30 protein-coding genes and 1 pseudogene are annotated in these 16,540 nt (G+C 54.4%); 15 read left to right on the forward strand and 16 right to left on the reverse strand.

Translation table 11 applies throughout. The annotated features are described in order from the left end of the window. Positions 1 to 510: 510 nt before the first annotated feature. The 4 genes and pseudogenes from SynA1562_RS08360 to SynA1562_RS08370 all read right to left on the reverse strand — a co-directional run bounded on the left by SynA1562_RS08360 (position 511) and on the right by SynA1562_RS08370 (position 2,262). The gene (locus SynA1562_RS08360; RefSeq protein ID WP_186493499.1) at positions 511 to 1,338 is read right to left on the reverse strand and encodes a PfkB family carbohydrate kinase; all 828 of its coding nucleotides are present in this window, start codon (positions 1,336 to 1,338) and stop codon (positions 511 to 513) included. A gap of 160 nt (positions 1,339 to 1,498) precedes the next feature. After that, positions 1,499 to 1,861: a hypothetical protein gene (locus SynA1562_RS08365; protein WP_186493500.1), complete on the reverse strand. Its 363-nt coding sequence runs from the start codon at positions 1,859 to 1,861 to the stop codon at positions 1,499 to 1,501. Then, positions 1,821 to 1,943, reverse strand: a pseudogene (locus SynA1562_RS13055) (carbamoyl-phosphate synthase subunit L); the annotation flags it as partial. The gene SynA1562_RS08365 and the pseudogene SynA1562_RS13055, both read right to left, overlap by 41 nt. A gap of 34 nt (positions 1,944 to 1,977) precedes the next feature. Continuing rightward, complete coding sequence (locus SynA1562_RS08370; RefSeq protein ID WP_186493501.1) at positions 1,978 to 2,262, reverse strand: DUF427 domain-containing protein; 285 nt, start codon at positions 2,260 to 2,262, stop codon at positions 1,978 to 1,980. Positions 2,263 to 2,463: 201 nt separating this feature from the next. Here SynA1562_RS08370 and SynA1562_RS08375 point away from each other — a divergent pair, with 201 nt between their 5' ends. Continuing rightward, complete coding sequence (locus tag SynA1562_RS08375) at positions 2,464 to 2,706, forward strand: hypothetical protein (protein ID WP_186493502.1); 243 nt, start codon at positions 2,464 to 2,466, stop codon at positions 2,704 to 2,706. A 17-nt stretch (positions 2,707 to 2,723) separates the two neighbouring features. Here SynA1562_RS08375 and SynA1562_RS08380 read toward each other — a convergent pair whose 3' ends face one another. Both SynA1562_RS08380 and SynA1562_RS08385 read right to left on the reverse strand, forming a co-directional pair. Then, entirely contained in the window at positions 2,724 to 2,885 is a 162-nt protein-coding gene (locus SynA1562_RS08380) for a hypothetical protein (protein WP_186493503.1), read from the reverse strand. Between the two features lie 73 nt (positions 2,886 to 2,958). Continuing rightward, entirely contained in the window at positions 2,959 to 3,204 is a 246-nt protein-coding gene (locus tag SynA1562_RS08385) for a hypothetical protein (RefSeq protein ID WP_255445609.1), read from the reverse strand. A gap of 82 nt (positions 3,205 to 3,286) precedes the next feature. On the opposite strand from SynA1562_RS08385, the gene SynA1562_RS08390 reads away from it, so the two are divergent. From SynA1562_RS08390 to SynA1562_RS08410, 6 genes are all read left to right on the forward strand, one after another. Then, positions 3,287 to 3,448 (forward strand): hypothetical protein, encoded by a 162-nt coding sequence (locus SynA1562_RS08390; RefSeq protein ID WP_255445610.1) that lies wholly within the window; start codon positions 3,287 to 3,289, stop codon positions 3,446 to 3,448. Positions 3,449 to 3,668: 220 nt separating this feature from the next. Further along, complete coding sequence (locus SynA1562_RS08395) at positions 3,669 to 3,878, forward strand: hypothetical protein (protein ID WP_186493505.1); 210 nt, start codon at positions 3,669 to 3,671, stop codon at positions 3,876 to 3,878. A 33-nt stretch (positions 3,879 to 3,911) separates the two neighbouring features. After that, positions 3,912 to 4,037 (forward strand): hypothetical protein, encoded by a 126-nt coding sequence (locus tag SynA1562_RS13060; protein WP_255445611.1) that lies wholly within the window; start codon positions 3,912 to 3,914, stop codon positions 4,035 to 4,037. Positions 4,038 to 4,751: 714 nt separating this feature from the next. Further along, complete coding sequence (locus tag SynA1562_RS08400; protein WP_186493506.1) at positions 4,752 to 4,940, forward strand: hypothetical protein; 189 nt, start codon at positions 4,752 to 4,754, stop codon at positions 4,938 to 4,940. A 145-nt stretch (positions 4,941 to 5,085) separates the two neighbouring features. Continuing rightward, entirely contained in the window at positions 5,086 to 5,262 is a 177-nt protein-coding gene (locus SynA1562_RS08405) for a hypothetical protein (RefSeq protein WP_186493507.1), read from the forward strand. Between the two features lie 359 nt (positions 5,263 to 5,621). Then, a complete protein-coding gene (locus SynA1562_RS08410; RefSeq protein WP_186495453.1) occupies positions 5,622 to 6,551 on the forward strand; it encodes a pectate lyase in 930 nt (309 codons plus the stop codon). Positions 6,552 to 7,211: 660 nt separating this feature from the next. Here the strand turns inward: SynA1562_RS08410 and SynA1562_RS08415 are convergent. Continuing rightward, positions 7,212 to 7,442 (reverse strand): hypothetical protein, encoded by a 231-nt coding sequence (locus tag SynA1562_RS08415; RefSeq protein WP_186493508.1) that lies wholly within the window; start codon positions 7,440 to 7,442, stop codon positions 7,212 to 7,214. A 144-nt stretch (positions 7,443 to 7,586) separates the two neighbouring features. Between SynA1562_RS08415 and SynA1562_RS08420 the strand changes: the two genes are divergently transcribed. Beyond that, entirely contained in the window at positions 7,587 to 7,784 is a 198-nt protein-coding gene (locus SynA1562_RS08420) for a chlorophyll a/b-binding protein (RefSeq protein ID WP_186493509.1), read from the forward strand. Positions 7,785 to 8,180: 396 nt separating this feature from the next. On the opposite strand, the gene SynA1562_RS08425 is transcribed toward SynA1562_RS08420, so the two are convergent. From SynA1562_RS08425 to SynA1562_RS13065, 3 genes are read right to left on the reverse strand one after another with little or no spacing between them, the layout of a single operon-like run. Next, positions 8,181 to 8,663, reverse strand: coding sequence for a DUF427 domain-containing protein (locus SynA1562_RS08425; RefSeq protein ID WP_186493510.1), 483 nt, complete (start codon positions 8,661 to 8,663; stop codon positions 8,181 to 8,183). Between the two features lie 3 nt (positions 8,664 to 8,666). Continuing rightward, positions 8,667 to 9,065: a hypothetical protein gene (locus SynA1562_RS08430; protein ID WP_186493511.1), complete on the reverse strand. Its 399-nt coding sequence runs from the start codon at positions 9,063 to 9,065 to the stop codon at positions 8,667 to 8,669. Next, the gene (locus SynA1562_RS13065; protein WP_006850800.1) at positions 9,062 to 9,187 is read right to left on the reverse strand and encodes a hypothetical protein; all 126 of its coding nucleotides are present in this window, start codon (positions 9,185 to 9,187) and stop codon (positions 9,062 to 9,064) included. The genes SynA1562_RS08430 and SynA1562_RS13065 overlap by 4 nt, the downstream gene beginning before the upstream one ends. Before the next feature lie 259 nt (positions 9,188 to 9,446). On the opposite strand from SynA1562_RS13065, the gene SynA1562_RS08435 reads away from it, so the two are divergent. Both SynA1562_RS08435 and SynA1562_RS08440 read left to right on the forward strand, forming a co-directional pair. Further along, positions 9,447 to 9,698 carry a hypothetical protein gene (locus SynA1562_RS08435; protein ID WP_186493512.1) on the forward strand — a complete coding sequence of 84 codons (252 nt, stop codon included), beginning with the start codon at positions 9,447 to 9,449 and terminating at the stop codon, positions 9,696 to 9,698. Between the two features lie 142 nt (positions 9,699 to 9,840). Continuing rightward, positions 9,841 to 11,013 (forward strand): tyrosine-type recombinase/integrase, encoded by a 1,173-nt coding sequence (locus SynA1562_RS08440; protein ID WP_186493513.1) that lies wholly within the window; start codon positions 9,841 to 9,843, stop codon positions 11,011 to 11,013. Positions 11,014 to 11,104: 91 nt separating this feature from the next. Here SynA1562_RS08440 and SynA1562_RS08445 read toward each other — a convergent pair whose 3' ends face one another. From SynA1562_RS08445 to SynA1562_RS08460, 5 genes are all read right to left on the reverse strand, one after another. Beyond that, positions 11,105 to 11,293, reverse strand: coding sequence for a hypothetical protein (locus SynA1562_RS08445; protein ID WP_186493514.1), 189 nt, complete (start codon positions 11,291 to 11,293; stop codon positions 11,105 to 11,107). 60 nt (positions 11,294 to 11,353) lie between these two features. Continuing rightward, the gene (locus tag SynA1562_RS08450) at positions 11,354 to 11,602 is read right to left on the reverse strand and encodes a hypothetical protein (RefSeq protein WP_186495371.1); all 249 of its coding nucleotides are present in this window, start codon (positions 11,600 to 11,602) and stop codon (positions 11,354 to 11,356) included. A 70-nt stretch (positions 11,603 to 11,672) separates the two neighbouring features. Then, on the reverse strand, positions 11,673 to 11,921 hold the full coding sequence (locus tag SynA1562_RS08455) for a hypothetical protein (protein ID WP_255445612.1): 249 nt from the start codon (positions 11,919 to 11,921) through the stop codon (positions 11,673 to 11,675). 65 nt (positions 11,922 to 11,986) lie between these two features. Then, positions 11,987 to 12,115, reverse strand: coding sequence for a hypothetical protein (locus SynA1562_RS13070; RefSeq protein WP_255445613.1), 129 nt, complete (start codon positions 12,113 to 12,115; stop codon positions 11,987 to 11,989). Positions 12,116 to 12,147: 32 nt separating this feature from the next. Further along, positions 12,148 to 12,399, reverse strand: a complete 252-nt coding sequence (locus SynA1562_RS08460) for a hypothetical protein (RefSeq protein WP_186493516.1) — start codon at positions 12,397 to 12,399, stop codon at positions 12,148 to 12,150. 321 nt (positions 12,400 to 12,720) lie between these two features. On the opposite strand from SynA1562_RS08460, the gene gltS reads away from it, so the two are divergent. Then, positions 12,721 to 13,950 (forward strand): sodium/glutamate symporter, encoded by a 1,230-nt coding sequence (gene gltS / locus SynA1562_RS08465; RefSeq protein WP_186495372.1) that lies wholly within the window; start codon positions 12,721 to 12,723, stop codon positions 13,948 to 13,950. Positions 13,951 to 14,049: 99 nt separating this feature from the next. Here the strand turns inward: gltS and SynA1562_RS08470 are convergent, their stop codons facing one another. After that, positions 14,050 to 14,733: a response regulator transcription factor gene (locus SynA1562_RS08470; protein WP_255445782.1), complete on the reverse strand. Its 684-nt coding sequence runs from the start codon at positions 14,731 to 14,733 to the stop codon at positions 14,050 to 14,052. Between the two features lie 202 nt (positions 14,734 to 14,935). Between SynA1562_RS08470 and SynA1562_RS08475 the strand changes: the two genes are divergently transcribed. The 4 genes from SynA1562_RS08475 to SynA1562_RS08490 all read left to right on the forward strand — a co-directional run bounded on the left by SynA1562_RS08475 (position 14,936) and on the right by SynA1562_RS08490 (position 16,438). Further along, positions 14,936 to 15,139 carry a hypothetical protein gene (locus tag SynA1562_RS08475; RefSeq protein ID WP_186493518.1) on the forward strand — a complete coding sequence of 68 codons (204 nt, stop codon included), beginning with the start codon at positions 14,936 to 14,938 and terminating at the stop codon, positions 15,137 to 15,139. A 57-nt stretch (positions 15,140 to 15,196) separates the two neighbouring features. After that, positions 15,197 to 15,634, forward strand: a complete 438-nt coding sequence (locus tag SynA1562_RS08480; protein ID WP_186493519.1) for a hypothetical protein — start codon at positions 15,197 to 15,199, stop codon at positions 15,632 to 15,634. Between the two features lie 15 nt (positions 15,635 to 15,649). Beyond that, positions 15,650 to 16,042: a hypothetical protein gene (locus SynA1562_RS08485; protein WP_186493520.1), complete on the forward strand. Its 393-nt coding sequence runs from the start codon at positions 15,650 to 15,652 to the stop codon at positions 16,040 to 16,042. A gap of 153 nt (positions 16,043 to 16,195) precedes the next feature. Then, positions 16,196 to 16,438: a hypothetical protein gene (locus SynA1562_RS08490; RefSeq protein WP_186493521.1), complete on the forward strand. Its 243-nt coding sequence runs from the start codon at positions 16,196 to 16,198 to the stop codon at positions 16,436 to 16,438. Positions 16,439 to 16,540 lie beyond the last annotated feature (102 nt).

Genomic DNA, 16,540 nt, shown 5'->3' on the forward strand with positions numbered 1-16,540 from the left:
TCTGCTGATTGCTAGGTTTACATCCATTAGACCTCGAACCACCTACAGAAGATGAGTTGTTGGCAGATAGCAATTCTGGGCATTGCTCAAATTTCGAATCAATAAGCGGTCCCACGCCATATTCGTCTATGTAATTGTGATACTCGGGAAATCTCTTATATGACATTGCGGTGATTTTTTCTTTGGGCGTCCCTTTACGGAGTTGGTCGCATTCATAGGAAGCCATATTGTACGCCCACTGTGGTCCAGCATTGATAGTGGCTGGCAGCAAAAAGGTACTTACCGAAATGAAACCAAATACTGAAAAAACTTTCATTTGAAAACAAGTCTTTTTTTATTTTAAAGCTTGGATTGATAGTTATGGGTGAATGTGCGCTAAGGAGATAGTTAGTGTTCTCTGAACACCCTTGGCTAAACCACGTCAGTAGTCCATGCCCCAAAAAGCAGGAAACACCTAAGTCAGTCACGCCGAAGCCAAGATCCGCGAGCAGCAAGAACCGACCCAGACACCTAGCCATAAGGTCCAAATCGCGTCGCACAAGCAGCACCACACTGGGCACCCAAGGCAATGGCCCTCGCCAATGACCAGCGCGCAGCAAGGGCAGTGACCACCCCGGCCGCAAAGCTGTCGCCGCAGCCATAACTCTCTACTAACGGCCCAGGCAGAGCTGCAGGGTCATAACGACCACCCGGAAGACTGATCCCCCCTGCGGCACCTTCCGTACGAATGAGCGCACAGGGAGCAGGGTTCAACTGCTCCGGCTCCACCCGTTCACCTGGATCAAGGCCACTGCCAATCAATGCATCGAGTTGCACCCCCGCCTGCTGAAGCACAGGCAAACGAACCCGCGGGGTCGCGGCCAAAACTGCAGCAGAACGGCAGGCTTTCAACAGAGGCGCATCGGCAGCCGTGACGAAGAGGCCGTCGCATTCGCCGAGGGCCTCCCAGGGCAGGTCATCATCCAGTGATGGGGTCAGTCGCTCGCCGATCACTGTGATCGCCCGATCCCCCTCGCCATCGACCATGCTCACGCCCCGACGGGTTGGTGCCTCCCTCCAGGCGACATGAACCTCCAGGCCCAGATCCTTGAGCCTCTTGACGCAGGCTTCGCCGACCGAATCACGACCTAAAGCCGTAAAGAACTGAACGGGTTGTTGCTGCAACCGTGCCATCTGCACAGCAACGACAGCACCACCACCAGCAGGTTCTTGCAGGGTCCGCAAGGCATGACCTATCGCCCCGGGACGGGGGAGCTGATCCACCGCAAGAAATTCAACCCACTCAACATGGCCAACGACGGCCAAACGCAAAGGCGGCAGTGCTGAAGCGGAAGACAACGGCTATTCCGAACGGCTGGAGTCCCATCCTCTCCACACGTCGATGGAAAGTTCCTCAAAGATTGCAGGGGCCTGCTTGATCGGATGGTGCTAACAGGTCGAACAGCGTCGAACTAAAACGACGCACAGGCAGCGTTCTGTTCAGGTCATCTCGATGGAGTTAGACAACAAAAACCTGAGGACGATCGGCGACAAAGACCCGATGACCCTTGTTCAATTTCTTCTGTTGATCGCTCTGGGTGTGGTATTCGCCCTGATCTGCATCTGGATCGGTCCAGTTCTGGAAGTTGTGCTCAGCCTTGGGACCACTGGCATCGTTCTGGTGCTGGTTCGGCGCTTCAGGCCCCGCTGGATCAAAGCCTTTTGGACCTGGTGCATCGATGTTGGCCAGAATCTCCGCCCACGCCCGTAAAAGATCTGATCGATCGCAAAAGTTGCCTACGGCTCGTGTGATGAGCCTGCCTTGTGGCTCTTCTTCAAGAAAGGAACCCACCGAGGACTGTCTGATGTGCAGTGCCAGCAACCTGCAGTACGGCTTGGAAACCAATCGTTGACTTGACCACATCCTTGAGGCTGATGCTCATCACATCACCAAGGTCTTTTGCAATGTGGGTGTGATTGCTCGCCTAGAAGTGCTGATCAGGCCAGCGTCACACCCTTGTTTCGGTAGAAGGCAAAGCGCTCGCGAATGGATTCAGCCTCAGGATTCGGGGTGTCGTAGGCCCACACCGCATTGGTGATGACCTGATCGCCCACCACCACATCCCAATAACGGGCCGTGCCCTTCCAGCCACATACGGTGCTGTGGCTCGATTCACGAAAAAACTCCGTGTTCATCGCTTCACGGGGGAAGTAGGGATTGCCATCCACCTTCACGATGTCATCGCTCTCCGCAAGCACCGTGCCGTTGAAGATTGCCTGCATGATCGCTGAATCGGGCTTAATCGGCACAGACCCTAAACAGAGCTGGGCTGCTCAGTGATCGAACGACTGACTCCTGTGGCCAGACCACTTGCTTCTCCCATCGAAGTGCAACAGTCATCAGCCCATCATTTTTACGATCACGCCACCGGTGAGGTCCTTATGAAATCCATCACCGGGACCGCGGGCACCTAGGGATTTTCAATGCATCCACTCGACCTGTTCGATCGTTTTCGACGCTGGTTTGGCTGGGCTTTACCTGGTCGTCAGAGCTGGGATCGCAAGCCTGAGCAAGTGGCTCCAGAGCGCCCTGATGACTGGCTTCTGGAGCCCCCGAGTCTGGAAGAAGCCCGTTTGTTGTTTCCGCAATTGGATGAGGAGCGGGCCCTGCTTCGCTACCAACAACTCCGCCTGGAAATGCGGGAGCGTGACGGACGTGGTTTCTGATTGTGAGCTAGCCAGCCTCAGATGATCTCTTTACGGCCAGCATTGATCTTGGCTTTGGCTGATACGAGACCAAAAATCAGCAGGATGAGAAGGCCTGCATTCACGCCAACGAAAAACAATGTGTCCATGACATCAAAATGGCTTTGCTCGTCATAAGGAAAGAGAGCAAAAGATCCCATCCGCCAAAAGACTTATTCAATCCCGGAGAAAAAAGAAGTGTTGGGCTGATTTGGGGCGATCTGGCGAAACCAACTACGACTGCAAACCGCCGTCACGATCGGTTAGGTCCTGACCTTGCTGCTGTCGAAGCCGTTCGAGGAGCTCAGGATCACCAACAATCTGACGACGGCATCCGTCTTCACCCATGTAAGTGAGACGTCCATCGGCATCGATGACCAGGGCCGTCATGGGGGTGACTGGAGATGACTCGTCGATGGCGAAATACTCCTCATTCAGATCACCATTCTGCGTCCTCTCAGCACTCCAGCCCGAAGCCATCTCCAAACAGGCAGGGGGGCAACAGCCTTATCGGCAGCTTTGCTCTATGAAGGGTGGGATGAATGGGATTCTTTCCAAACGCGTGACTGACCAACAAGGCAAAGACAAGACCTACTGGATTGATGAGATCGCGTTCCTCGAGGCTCGCTTGAACGGCAGCCAGGGTGACATCGACAGCGAAGACCGAGCGGCTTGCGAAGAAGCCCTGAAGGCAGCCAAAGCAAACTTGGCAGCATCGCGCTGAAGAGGGGGCTGCCGGATGTTCAGGCCAGACCTATGGTTTAAATGTGGGAGGGAGACCTCTTCGGGCGTGGTTGCTTGATTTGGTGGGTGGTGTCACGACCTACTGCCTCTCTCACACCTCATGCTCAAGGCTGAGCCAGGCCCCTCTCCTTGGCATAACTCTTGTAATGACTCGGAAATTCATCAGCGAGTCGAACCAGTGCATCGCTTGATGAGCCCATTTGCTCGTTGACTTCATCAAATACCGAAGCGAAACAGCTCTCACACCTGATTTCAAGACAGAGCTCTTCCCAGCTCGTTTTTTGTTGATTGAAACTGGCAACAAGCTCCTTAAAAGTCACGAGCAACAAACTCTTTGGGTTTGGGCAAGACTAAGGGCAATGGCATCAATCAATTTGAAGCCGAATGACGTCAGCGATGCCATCACCTGATGGTCCAAGGCTGTGATCACGCAAAATTAAAGGATGAAACGACTGCTGCAACTGCTTCAGCGGTGGGCTGGTCAACGCCAGAAGCCGCCATTGCACACGCCTGAGGAGCTGGAGTGCTTTAAAACAGACGCGATCGACAACCGCGGCAAGCACTACTGATGCAGGGGGCCACTGAACTAGCACTACTCGCTCTGGCGTTTGTTGGGCTCCAGCTCTGGTGGCTCAGCAAGGTGTTTCTGAATCGACCCCGTCAGCCAAAACCGCTGGGCAAACCCATGCGGGCCAATTCGCTCCAAAACGAACGAAGCACCCTGCAAAAGATTTTTGATCAATCCTGATCAGCGCCATCATTGACGGCAACTAGGAGAAAACACCGATGTCTGTTGTGATCTGAACGATCAGCGTGGTGCATCAGCGACAACAGCCATGGCCCTGATTTGTTGTGCGACCTGCGGTCACATGCATTCGAGCCTTAGACGGACCTGCCCCCAGTGCAGCCAGCATGGAGGCAAGGTCACCCTCCAGCCGCTGACGAAATTGAACAAGACAAAGCAAGGCAACATCAAAAGCAGAGAGCTGCGTTTTGGTTGCTAACTGTTGAGTGAGTGAAGGAGGCACCATGGCCCTTGAAGCCCCCCCAGCAGAGGGACGTCAGTGCATCAGCTGCGGTGACATCAAAACTCTGAATTTCTTTGGTTTGGATCAGCAGGAGTGCCGTAACTGTGAATCACGACGACGCCAACAGGTCATGAAACAAAATGCCAATGATGCAGTCGAGGAGCCTTGAATCAAATTGAGCCTTAATAAGCATATGCACCAATGTTGAATTGATATCCATGGGCTATCACATGGGGAGAGTTGCAAAGACGTGTAATGGGCAAGGTTCTTTCAGCAGCAAAATGGTCGCTCGATCTACTTGGCCAACGCATCACTGCCCTTCGTCTTACAAAGAGCTTTTCAGAATCAAGGATTTACAGCGACTGGGCTTATGACGAATCACAGATGAAAGAGGCCGATTTTGGCAAGCGTGAGCAGAAATCTCATCTTGAATACGATTGCTGAAGCCACAGGCTGAATCATCAAATTCAAACACCGTGGCTTAGAAGGCGCCAAACCATGGCCTTCAACGGCGAACTGATCACTTAAGGATGGCGGTTGGCAATTTGGGTCCAAGTCCCCTAGAACGCTGTTGAGCACCGTTGCACTGATGGCCTTGATTCCCCGCTGGCAGGTCATGACTGACAGCAGCAAAGCCATGGTGAAGCGATCTGCGATCACAATTGTGGTCGTTCTGATTGGATTAACACTGCTGCGCGCAATCTTTCCTTGGATCCTGCTTGGCCTGGCCCTCTATGGTGCCTGGTGCCTGGCGAACCGGAAATAACCGATGAGCGACGACTCAGCCCCAACCAGACGAACGCTCTATCTCTGGGCCTTAGGCCTCAACGTTGTCGCTTGGGGCGGATACCTGGTTCTGACCAAGGTGATGGGAATCGATTTTGAATCGATTCGGCAAGCCAGATTGGCTGGTTAATATCCCAGCCCCCATGATCGATCTGACTGTTCCGATCAGGTCGTTGCTCCAAGGAATCGGCAAGACCGGATAAGAATCGTCATTCCCCCTGCACAAATCAGCGAGATCACGTCATAACCTTCTCTTAACGAGATGGCTGTTTCGTGAATCGCCCCCTAACGCAAGGATCTGAGGCTCATCCGTCCTCAGAAGAGAGTCGATCCGAAATCTTGCTCAGGCAGACGACGGTGCAGCGCATCTGCGGCCAGGCCTTTGTGTGGTTTGGAGTCGTGGTTATGGGAGTTTCTCTTTATAAATTCATCAGTGCTTTCTGGACTGAGGCCTCCCCTTGGCCCGAGTTGCAACTTGGGGCTGCAGGTTTGATCGTGGTTGCGGCAGGACGCGGATTTCGAAGCTCGGCATTCATAACAACACTGCTTTCAGAAAACAGCCCTTCAGCACGAGCACGACGTTCCTTTCTCATGCTTGCTCTCGCATCCTTCATCATGGGCTGCGTTGTTTTACTGAAACTTTCCGTACAAGACATCTATCGCTACAAACGCTTGCTTGGAGAAGGAGGAATCCTTGAATATTTGCAAGCTCTGATTCTCTTTACATCCGCGTGGATATCGTGGCTCATCTCCAAAGATCTACGCAGGCGCTTGTTCATGCGCCTGCATTCAGTGGTTTATGCGATCATTTCCTTCGTGATTCTGTTTGTGGGCCTAGAAGAAATTGCCTGGGGACAAATCCTATTCGGGTGGAAAACACCTGAGAACATCGCTGCAGTTAACGCCCAAAACCAGACAACCCTCCACAACCTTGATTTCTTCCAGAATTACCTTGACCTCAATCTTTTCTTGGTCTCGGTCGTGCTTTTGGTGTTAGTGCTGTGGAGACCTTCAGTTCGATGGAAACGAACAACAACCCTTGATACAGATCAGATTTCCAACGGCAACTTCTTCATACCGAGATACTTCTGGCCCCTCTTCCTCTGCGCTGCATTTCTGTCTTACTTTGTGGCGACAGAGTCGGGAACAGAACTGGTCATCAATATTGATCAGGAGTGGGCAGAGTTTCTTCTCTACTTGGCTGCAGGACTGAACCTATTGAGAACCTACATTCGTCTTGGCTTCGCACAACCGCGACCAAACCATTGAAAAAATGCTCATTGCGCCCGGCCTCGGCATTGGACATCTCCAGGCAAGGGTTACAGGTGCAGATGCACAGCTGACCTGATCCAGCTGCAACGGGCTTGATCCACGAGTCACCAAGGGTATAAATCGTTCGGTGCAGACAAAAAACCGCCCCATCTCTGAGGCGGCTCAATAGCCAAGGCAATCCCCATCACCCGGCGATCTGCACCAATCCTTGATGCAATGAAAAAATAATACTCACACAACACCAGATGTAGTGGACGTCAACACTCACTTAAGACTCTGATGAACATGCGTGAAGAGCTCGAATGAAGCAACAGGGGCACTGCATCTAGTGCTTAGAAGCCTTAGCCAGCTTCATCACCAAAATTTCAAATCACGCACGCAACAAGCCTGGCGTGAAGGAAACACCACATCTGGAGCAAGAGGCCTAAAAACCTCGACATGGCGATGCTTCATGCTGAAGACATCCTTAAGGGAGAAGCCATGATTTCTGGCCCATCCTGCCCACTGCACTTGGGAGTTCTGGACAGTCCGGACTATTGGACTGATGACGCACTGATGTCTGCAGTGCGTCCATTGAATCCAGAGGAACTGCACAACCTGGCCATCGGATCTCAGCAACAAAGGACCCGAGAACGCGGTCTTCGCACCACCCTCTGATCAACTCCGGCGGCTGAACCCAGCCAGGAGTTGATGGAACGGCGCGAGCAGCCTGTCGAACCAGGCGCCTGAGCGTCGACCAGCAGGCCGCTGCAATGCCGAGGCATGCAGCATCGGCCCGCTGGGGCCATACCCCTCAAAGGCAATCAAGGCGTCTTGAGCTCCCTGCAGCTCCTGGTCGATTCGACGGGAGGAAAAGCAGCTGTGGGCTCGGTTTCGCGACGTTGACATGTCCGGAGCGGATGCACCTACCTCCGGTCTGGCCACGGACCAGGCTGTTTGGCAGCAGTTGGTGATGCTTCTTAGGGAGCCAATGCGCCACCCATTTACAAACCGTTACAAGAGCCTTAACATTTCGAAATCTCCAAGCAAGCGATGGCTTCTTCCACTCCCAACGACGACTGGTTCCAAAACGCTGCAGCAGCTCAAATTCGCAGCGAGCGTTTCGAGCGTGCAGAGCTCCTCAATGGCCGTGTCGCCATGATCGGTTTTGTGGTGGGCGTGGTGACGGAAGCCTTGACAGGACATGGGATCGTCAGCCAGATCACCTTTGGCCTGTTCGGCTGCAACTGAATCGGTCAGCTGCCAATGGCTTGAGGTGTGCGACTGAACCCTTGCACTCGAAGCGCATTGGCAGTTCACAGGTTCTGACAAGACTCCTTTTTTGGGTAAAACGCTTGATATTGCAGGCGTTTTGCGATAAAAGGTTATGAATCGGTTATGAAGAGATGAAGACAAGCACCGCCCATTCGCGTCTCGAGTCCCTCCAGCTCGCAGCTGAAGAATGCCTGACCCGTGATGAAGCCCAAAAAATTCTGAGGAAAGCCGACAAGGCCCACGCCAAGCTCGAGTCTTCTGCAGCCCCCTTCCACCGTCCAAAGAACTGAATAGGTCACTCAGGTCCACAGAAGATGCACAGATAATTCTCCTTAGCCCATATCAGGTGTGAGTTCACTCACTCCAAATTCCTCAAATCAACTCGGGATGCTCGGGATCACCCTTGAAGGGTCCCTGGATCCATGGGCTGACCCAGCCGCCATAAAACTCGCCGGGCTGAGCCAGAGCGTCCTCTCCATCCAACCTGCAGCGATCCATGCGACGGGGATAAACACTGATCCAGCCGGCCAATAGAGAGAAGGCTTCCGTTGGCTTCGGGTAACTCCAGCCAGCGCGAACACGGCGATCGGTGCCATCAACAGCACTCAAATCCCAGTAAGACGCCACTCCTTTCCATTCACAGAACGAAGGCCGTCCCGTTGAGGGGTGGAGCGTTCCGGGTTGAAACGCTGAAGGGTGCAGATAAATCGTGGGCGGATGGAAGGTTTCACAAACGCGCACGTAGCGCTGATCCTGGGCGATCGCCTGTCCTGCAATCCAAATCTCCACAGAACCGGACACCAGCTCAATCAGAGGAGGACGGGGATAGCTCGCAACAGCTTCAACAGATCGCATGAATCAACCCATATCGAGCAGGTAGTGCATGACGGCAACCCGATGGGACACAGCAATGCCTTCGGGGGAGTCAGGGCCGATCAACGCCTTAGGGACACGATGAATGCGAGTGATGGGTTTGATCTCATAGGCCGTTCCCTCGGGAGCACCGGTGCCGCGACTGCGGTCCCAGATCCCGCTGGCGTCACCCTTGTAGTGCCCCGAAACCTGCGACAGGTGCGCATAGACGTTGGGCCCCATGCGACAGACCACGATGGCCAGACAGGCATCGAAATCGTCGGACGAGAGCACATTGATCCCATCACGGACAGCGCGTTCGTCAACCCCGAGAACCATGTCCTCGAGAGCAGTTTCACCCGTCAACTGCCAGCAACGAATGGTGACGGCGTCGTGTTGACTCACTTTCTGCGGGTGAGGTCGCCGAAATCATCGTCGTTGGGCTGCAGGAACTGCCAAACAACAGGGACTGTGAGGGCGACCGTCAGGCCAATGGTGACCCAGATCGCTGTTGTGTAATCACCCATGCCATGTCCCCAATCCAGCGGACCTTAACCAGTCCGGGTTGAAGAAGCAGCGAACACCCGAGTCACACCTGGACATGCCTTTGCCACAACCTGCTCATCCTTCTCAGGGCCGCTGCCAGCACACTTGATTTGGGGGACGAGACACCCCTCACACATGGACCAAGGGCTTCCAGAACACCTGGAGGCCCTTTTCAATAAGCCTTGACGAGTCCAGCACGCCTCACCATGAGATAATTAAGCAATCCTTAAGGGCTGCCGAATGGGTCACTTCGCTAAGCAGCTCAGCGCGCAGGAGATCAAGCAGGGCTACTCCCTGCTCAACTTGATGGAACATCTCGACCGCGAGATGGATCTGCTCAATCAGCAGCGAATCCGCGTCGGGCCAACAACCCAGGAAGGGCAGCGACTCACCCAGATCAAGCAGAGCCATTTGCGCAAACTGCAGAGCTGCATTAGCGAACTGAACACCAGTGGCTTCAACGACTGGTTGCTGCACCAGCAGCCTGTATAACAAGGCCAACACTGGGGCTCTCCAGACGAGCACTCAGTTCTCGCGGTGTTAATTCGTCATCAAGTGTCGGCAGGTGTCAGCAGATGCTTGACACCTTTGGCACAGCTTTGGCACGCTTCAGGTGGCAACCGGCCTCATTCACTTGCCCCGCGTTTCTGAGACAGAAAGCTGGATCAAGCCCTTCCGCCGTCAGATCGCAGAGACCTGCGGAGAGAGCTGGTACGTCCGCAACAACCGCGGCCGGATTCGCTTAGTAGTCCGTGATGCGGGGACTGTTTCACTCCCGTTTGAGTGGACTGCGCGTGGTTCTGCGCTTGCGTTGCCCCGCATCCAACAGATCTTCAAGCGCTGGAACGGTGGACAGATCACCCTTGCCGCGGCCGCACAAAACGCCGACACCTCCAGCAGTCACCAGAAGCTGGATTTCAGTCAGTTAATCGAGACTTACCGGGAGTTCGTCCCCAACGCTGGCGACAAGACCTGGGAGGGCTTTTATCTGCCTGTGCTGCGCAACTGCGCCAAGGCATTCGAAGGCCGACCCCCAGTGGACGGTGAAGCGTTAGCGATGCAATGCCTGGCCCAATGGGAACAGGGCACAAGAATGCGCCAGATGTGCCGGCAGAAGCTCTACAGCTTCCTGAACTGGGCGGTGCAACGCGGACACCTAAAGCCCATTTACAGCCCCCCTGCGACGCTCCCAGAGACCCTGAAGCCAAAGCGCATCGGTTACCCCCTCAGTGATGCGCAGATCCTCCAGATCCTCGACAACCTGCCTCAGGGTGAAAAGCACAACCGCTGGCGGTTCGCCATTCAGCTCTGTTCCGTCTACGGCCTGCGCCCTGAGGAGTTGCGGTATCTCCGGATTAAGGACGGAGCAAACGGGGCAGAACTCTGGACGATTTATCAGAAGTCGATGGGGGGAACGAAGGGAGCCAAGACGCAACCGCGCAGGCTGCACCCCTTGTTGGTGCGCGATGCAGATGGGTCTGCGATCAACTGGAACCTACAAAGCCGATTGCAGGTGGGCGAGAAATTGCCGCCGTTGAACAGTGAAGGCAACGGCAGCGAGGCATTAAGTCGTTATCTGCGCCGGCGGACGGTTTGGTTGTCGATGCGTGAAGACGCCAAGCGACAGGGTGAGCAGCTCACCCCCTATTCATTCCGGCATCGCTACGCCAAGGGGATGCACGCTGCCAATATCCCCATCGCCAACATCAGCGAGGCAATGGGGCACACCATCGAAGTGCACCTGAAGAGCTACGCCCGGTTCAAGCCAAACGCGACGGCAGACCTCGTGGCAGCGGTCAACGCCTGAAGAAGAAGCGCAAGTTCTGGGCGCCGATGTGGCAGCAGGTGGAGCGTCTAAGCAATCGAAAGAAGAATGAATCCGTTTTGGAGCGGGTTCATCAGATCAAGGAAGAGGCACTCCGCAAAGAGGGGTGAGGGTCTTGCTTTAGGCGGTTAGCAATGCACGCCTCGAAGTTCTTGAGCCAGACGTTGAAATCGTCGTTCTGCGCCACCACCTCTTCGCAGTGGGCAAGCTTCTCCTCAAACTCTCTTTTGGCATCCACACCAGTCGTGGTGGCCAACAGCATCAAAACGAGGAGAGCGGACTTCACTGGTGGTCAAAGCTGTAGTGCCTCAATGGGTGTTGATCAGAGGATTCCGAGAGGACCCTTCTTCTTCTTGCAGTAGCCCATGCCGATGTTCATCCAGCCCTCAAGGCATGCCTTGCCGTGGGTTGGAGCTACCTCGTAGTAGATGGGCGAGACGCAGGTGTTTCCCAGCGTGTTGACGTAGCCCAGTGGGCACTGATCGTGGCCTTCAGCCTTGGGGATCTCCTTCTGGGCAAGCGCAGGTGAGGTCGACGCCAGCAATAGAGCAGCGGTAAGCAAAGCCTTCATCGTCATCTTGAGGAAACAACTCGGATGATCACACCAAGGATCGGGGCTATCAACCTGACCAGAACACCAATCACTCTGTGATCTCAGGCCAAACGGCTCGGCAACCAGGGCTCCGCTCTAAGGCGATTTTCTTTGCCTGTCTCGCGAGGTCTTCGCCGAGATAGTCACCCTTGATCAGCGCCATCAGCCGAAGTAGCGCCTTGCTGGCTTGCTCTTCGCTGAGCCAACCAATGTCGTAAAAGGTGCAGGTGGAGTTCAGCCAACCCTGAGCCTCACCTCGGAGTTCGATCTCGAAGTCATCGAGAGGCGGAAGTGCCATTGCCGGGGAGACTCCCCACAAAGCAGAGGCCGCAACTAGCGAAGCAAGCTGAGCTTTCATCTTCATCAGAAGAGGAAGTAGCCGATCAGCAAGCCAATGACGATGCCTTTCACCCAGACGAGAGCTGCCATTTGGTACTCCGTAAGGCCGAGCTTCTTCTTGATCCAAAGGAAGGCTTGCTCGTCAGCGAACAAGACTGCACGAATAGGCCGGACGATCCAATCCATCACTGACCCGCCAGGTTGAGGTACTTGCTGATGTCGCCGCCGTTGCACCAGTGAACGGCCACAGGTCGCTCGATGAATCCGCCCTTCCCGTCTTCGTCGAGGAACTCAAAACCAGACAGGTTGACGATCCCTGTCTCTGCATTCTTCACGCAGTTCATGAACTCCTTGGACTGCTTCGCCATCGGTGCCATCAAGACAAGAGCCCCAAGGACAGCCGCCCCGATCAGACCCTTTTCAACATTGAGCTGCATGCAAGTCGGCGATCGCTCCACAGGTTCTAGGGATTGAGTGCATGTATGACTACCTTCCTCTTGCCATGCGGAATTAACTGACACCACTCCCCAAAAGGCTTCCCTCAGTCGGGAAAGACTTCTTTCTCCAGAGCATCCAAGCGGTTCAGGTCGTCCTTAAGCACGCCTTTGGCAGCATCGGAGCAGCGTCTGTTCAGCCAGGAGTAACCCACCCAGGCATTTGATAAGCGCTTTGTGCCCCTTCGCGACGAATACATGAATGCGGCATTACGCATTCAAAAGTCGTCCGTACCTTGAACTTCGAAGGAAAATTTCTTGGCTGTGACCGAACTCTCGCCCCTGGTTTCAACCACCACGGGTTTTCTGGTGTTGTTCGTTGGTAAACGCTTGAACCGCGAACTCAAGGTATTGCGGGACTATTCGATTCCAGAGCCTGTGTCCGGAGGACTTCTCGTCGCCATCCTTTTGACACTGCTTCACGTAATGGGCGGGCCCGAACTCAATTTCAACCTGGATTCGAGGGACTTTCTTCTTGTTTATTTCTTCACCACGGTGGGGATGAATGCCCGCTTCAGCGATTTAAGACGCGGCGGCCCGGCACTGTTCATTCTTTTGGGTCTGACCATCGGCTACATGACGTTGCAGAACATCATTGGCGTCACGATGGCGGGTTTGTTGGGGCTTCATCCCGCCACGGGATTGCTCGTAGGCACGGTGTCACTGATTGGTGGACACGGCACAACGATTGCTTGGGCTCCCACCTTTGCAGAGAACTTCCAGATTGACAGCGCCCTGGAAATCGGAATTGCTGCTGCCACCTTTGGTCTCGTTCTTGCCAGTGCCAGCGGCGGTCCAATTGCCCAGTTCCTGATTCGTCGTTTTCAGATTCCCTGCCCCAGCACAAAGCCTGAAAATCAACCCCTGACGGACTCAGTCAAGGACAAGCAAGATCAGTTTTCTGGAAGGAAGCAGATCGACATGACCTCCTTCCTTGCAGCCCTCTTGGCCATCAATATCTGCATCATCTCCGGCATGGTGCTGAACGGCGGCATCGCCCATATGGGCTTGAAGCTGCCTTTATTTGTGCCCTGTCTACTGGTCGGCATTCTCTATTCGAATCTGCTCCCAGAGAAACGTTCTGAGCGAGCCGTCTTCCATTGGCCAAAACATTCCACTTCGCTGGATTTGATCAGCGAACTTTCATTGGGAATCTTCTTGGCCATGTCCCTAATGAGCTTGCAACTTTGGACCTTGGTCGGCCTCGCCCTGCCTTTGCTGGTCATCCTCTTGACGCAGTTCATCGTCGCTCTGGCCGTCAATCTGCTGCTGGTATTCCGACTGATGGGAAGGTCCTATGACGCAGCTGTCATCTGCGCAGGCTTTGGCGGGATCGCTCTGGGGTCCACACCAACGGCCATGGCCAACATGACCGCAGTGACGCAGCAGTACGGCGCTTCGACGAGAGCATTCTTAATCGTTCCCTTGGTCTCTGCTTTTTTCCTGGATCTCGTCAATGCAGTCCTGATACCCGGTTTTATCGGGCAGCTCTAAGAAGACGATCATCAATTAGCCATGCAGGCCCCCCGTCACGACACGGCAAAGCAAAAGCCAGTAATTGCAGTCGATTTGCAGAACTTCGGAAACGTTGAATTAAATGCCTGCTCTGATGGCAATGAGAGCAAGTTTCACTCTGTCTGTCTCGCCAACTTTTTGACGGATTGCTCGAAGGTGGCTCTTGCATGTCTCCTCTGAGATGAAAAGCTCTTCGGCTATATCGCTGTTGCCGAGTCCTCTGCCTACTTGAGTCAGCACCGCTCGTTCTTTGTCAGTCAGCTCGGCGATGGTGGCAAGAGCGCCTTTGTCGGCTCCGCTGTTGACGATGCAGCTCACGGCTGGAGATAGCCACACACCGCCTTGAGCAACAGTCGATATTGCCTGAAGAAAGCTGCCTTCTCCGCTGAGGCCGATACCGCTTCGGAAGACAAGTCCGTTAACTCCCGCATCTTCTGCCTCCATCACGAGGTCATTGTTTTCGCGTGAGGTGAGGACGAGCGTTTTCAGATGCCGGAACTCCATTGCAAGAGCGATGCCGCTTCCCGCTTCAGGAACATCGTCAGTGATGAGGAAGTCGGCGAACGTCTCGTTCAGCAGCTCCTTGGCCTCAGCCGTTGTCGTTGCTCCTCCAACCACGTGGTCTCTGATGGCTTCGACGTTGCAGAAGCTCGCCAGTTCAAGCTTCGAGCCGAGACACACGACGAGCTTCGAACTGCCGAGAGCCTCCTTCAGTCGTGAGGCAATAAGACCAGTTGTTTTGTCGTCGAGAGCGAGCTTCACCTTCAAGGCGACTGACACACCTCAAGGGTGGTGTTTCTTCCTCCTCACAGCCACCCCTTTTTGTGAAGGAGTGGCAGATCACCTCGCAGAGGTAGAGGCGGCCTTCAGAACCCCTCCCGAAAGGGTCGATGAAAAGGCTTTGCCGAAAGACATTGATCTCACTGGCCCCAGAGGGTCAAACATACCCAAGAGGTACTCGCCCATGGCCAACCCCCTCTTCACCAAGACCGCCGCTCACGCCGCTGCAGCTGCATCTGCTGCTTTGGCTCTCAGCGCAGGTGCTCTCATAGCCAGTGCTCCGGCCAACGCTGGTGTGGGCTGCTTCTCCAAGGTCGAGGACAAGCTGATTCGCAAGGGAATGACCCTGGCCGAAACCCAGATCCCAGCTCAAGTGATCTGTCATTAATACGCCCAGAGCTTTTTTACCTACAAGCACAAAGCAACTGACGAACAGAAGGAGGAGGTGCTGGCTAATGCCATCGAGCAGGCAAAGGTCAGCCACTTGATCGGTCCTTATGACCTTTCTCTTCGCGGATGGAACGAGAAGACATCAGACCCTGCTCCTGTGTATTCCGCACCGTCTCCCACCTTTGTTGCCGCTAGTCCCAGCGCCACCAAGACGGCATCTGCATCTGATAGCCGTTGCCCTTCCGGCACCCGCTATGCCCACATCCAGTCAGGTGGTCTTCTTTTCAAGAAGACGCACTTCAAAGGCTGTGCTTCTTGGGAGGAAATTAATTTCTACGAGGCTCAAGCCGATAGGGCAGATCGCAATCGTTGGGCTCGCGCTCGTGCAATCAACGACGCAGCTCAGGAATACAACAGCGCGATTCAACAAAGCCAACCACGCTTCTGCACGACGAATGTCTTCGGCAGCACTGCCTACACCAACTGCTACTGACTCGGAGACTGAAAGATGACCAACAAATTCATCACGATCGTCGGCTCTGCAGTCATCGGCACCGCCCTTCTGGCTGGTGGTTCTGCTGGTGATGCGGCAACAGTTGAAGTAGAGCCCAAGCGACAGCCGCTGTACTCATACCAAGAGGAGTCAGTGGTGAAGCAGGGACAAGTAATCAAGTTCACTGGCACCACCACGCTGCACAACACCATCGGTATGGGCGCTGCAATCGGCGGCGTCTACACCTACGGAGGTGGCGGCTCTAAGACCCTCCAGTTCGACTACACCCTGAGCTGCGCAAACAAGGACTTCGACCGCAAGGGCGACGCCAACTACGTCTACGAATACGGCTGGCGACCGATTACTGAAGACCCAACTGCTCAGGCAGTTCATGACCGCTACTGCTGAGAAGCCATGACAGAACTGCTTCAACTAGCTGCCAGGGCTCTCCTGCTTTATCTGTTCTGGTTGTTCGGGTCGCACGTCTGCTGGAACAACCGGCAATGGGTTCTGTGGAGCGTGATTGCGTCTTTATTGCCCGTGGTTTATGGAGGCTGATCGATGTTCAAGCAACTCAAAGCCTGGTATCTGAAAACCTTTCTGCCTTTTGAGGATCCGTCGCACCCTCTGTACTCAGACGGCTCCATCAAATACGACAACGAGCTGGAGCAAGAGATCGCTGACTTCGTTGACGAAGAGCTGGCCTTCGAAGACCTGATTGGTCCGAACTACTCCCGGCAGATGGGAGACAAGCCCGCGGAGTACGAGCGCTACGGCGACAAGTGGTACCGGAAGTCTCGTTAATCCCTCATCTCTCTTTATTCACCCCAACCCAACCCAAGAAAGATGTCCAACCTCTTCACCAAAGTCCTTTTCCCCCACAAAGAAGAGACCTTCCGCAAATCC

The sequence above is a fragment of the Synechococcus sp. A15-62 genome, assembly GCF_014280075.1.
Lineage (GTDB): Bacteria > Cyanobacteriota > Cyanobacteriia > PCC-6307 > Cyanobiaceae > Parasynechococcus.

Bases quoted from the DNA above. Each gene is read 5' to 3' on its own strand.
- SynA1562_RS08370 (WP_186493501.1), bottom strand. From the start codon at position 2,262: ATGCAGGCAATCTTCAACGGCACGGTGCTTGCGGAGAGCGATGACATC.
- SynA1562_RS08375 (WP_186493502.1), top strand. From the start codon at position 2,464: ATGCATCCACTCGACCTGTTCGATCGTTTTCGACGCTGGTTTGGCTGG.
- SynA1562_RS08380 (WP_186493503.1), bottom strand. From the start codon at position 2,885: ATGGGATCTTTTGCTCTCTTTCCTTATGACGAGCAAAGCCATTTTGAT.
- SynA1562_RS08385 (WP_255445609.1), bottom strand. From the start codon at position 3,204: ATGGCTTCGGGCTGGAGTGCTGAGAGGACGCAGAATGGTGATCTGAAT.
- SynA1562_RS13060 (WP_255445611.1), top strand. From the start codon at position 3,912: ATGAAACGACTGCTGCAACTGCTTCAGCGGTGGGCTGGTCAACGCCAG.
- SynA1562_RS08400 (WP_186493506.1), top strand. From the start codon at position 4,752: ATGGGCAAGGTTCTTTCAGCAGCAAAATGGTCGCTCGATCTACTTGGC.
- SynA1562_RS08405 (WP_186493507.1), top strand. From the start codon at position 5,086: ATGGCCTTGATTCCCCGCTGGCAGGTCATGACTGACAGCAGCAAAGCC.
- SynA1562_RS08415 (WP_186493508.1), bottom strand. From the start codon at position 7,442: ATGTCAACGTCGCGAAACCGAGCCCACAGCTGCTTTTCCTCCCGTCGA.
- SynA1562_RS08420 (WP_186493509.1), top strand. From the start codon at position 7,587: ATGGCTTCTTCCACTCCCAACGACGACTGGTTCCAAAACGCTGCAGCA.
- SynA1562_RS08425 (WP_186493510.1), bottom strand. From the start codon at position 8,663: ATGCGATCTGTTGAAGCTGTTGCGAGCTATCCCCGTCCTCCTCTGATT.
- SynA1562_RS13065 (WP_006850800.1), bottom strand. From the start codon at position 9,187: ATGGGTGATTACACAACAGCGATCTGGGTCACCATTGGCCTGACGGTC.
- SynA1562_RS08435 (WP_186493512.1), top strand. From the start codon at position 9,447: ATGGGTCACTTCGCTAAGCAGCTCAGCGCGCAGGAGATCAAGCAGGGC.
- SynA1562_RS08445 (WP_186493514.1), bottom strand. From the start codon at position 11,293: ATGCTGTTGGCCACCACGACTGGTGTGGATGCCAAAAGAGAGTTTGAG.
- SynA1562_RS08450 (WP_186495371.1), bottom strand. From the start codon at position 11,602: ATGAAGGCTTTGCTTACCGCTGCTCTATTGCTGGCGTCGACCTCACCT.
- SynA1562_RS08455 (WP_255445612.1), bottom strand. From the start codon at position 11,921: ATGGCACTTCCGCCTCTCGATGACTTCGAGATCGAACTCCGAGGTGAG.
- SynA1562_RS08460 (WP_186493516.1), bottom strand. From the start codon at position 12,399: ATGCAGCTCAATGTTGAAAAGGGTCTGATCGGGGCGGCTGTCCTTGGG.
- SynA1562_RS08475 (WP_186493518.1), top strand. From the start codon at position 14,936: ATGGCCAACCCCCTCTTCACCAAGACCGCCGCTCACGCCGCTGCAGCT.
- SynA1562_RS08485 (WP_186493520.1), top strand. From the start codon at position 15,650: ATGACCAACAAATTCATCACGATCGTCGGCTCTGCAGTCATCGGCACC.
- SynA1562_RS08490 (WP_186493521.1), top strand. From the start codon at position 16,196: ATGTTCAAGCAACTCAAAGCCTGGTATCTGAAAACCTTTCTGCCTTTT.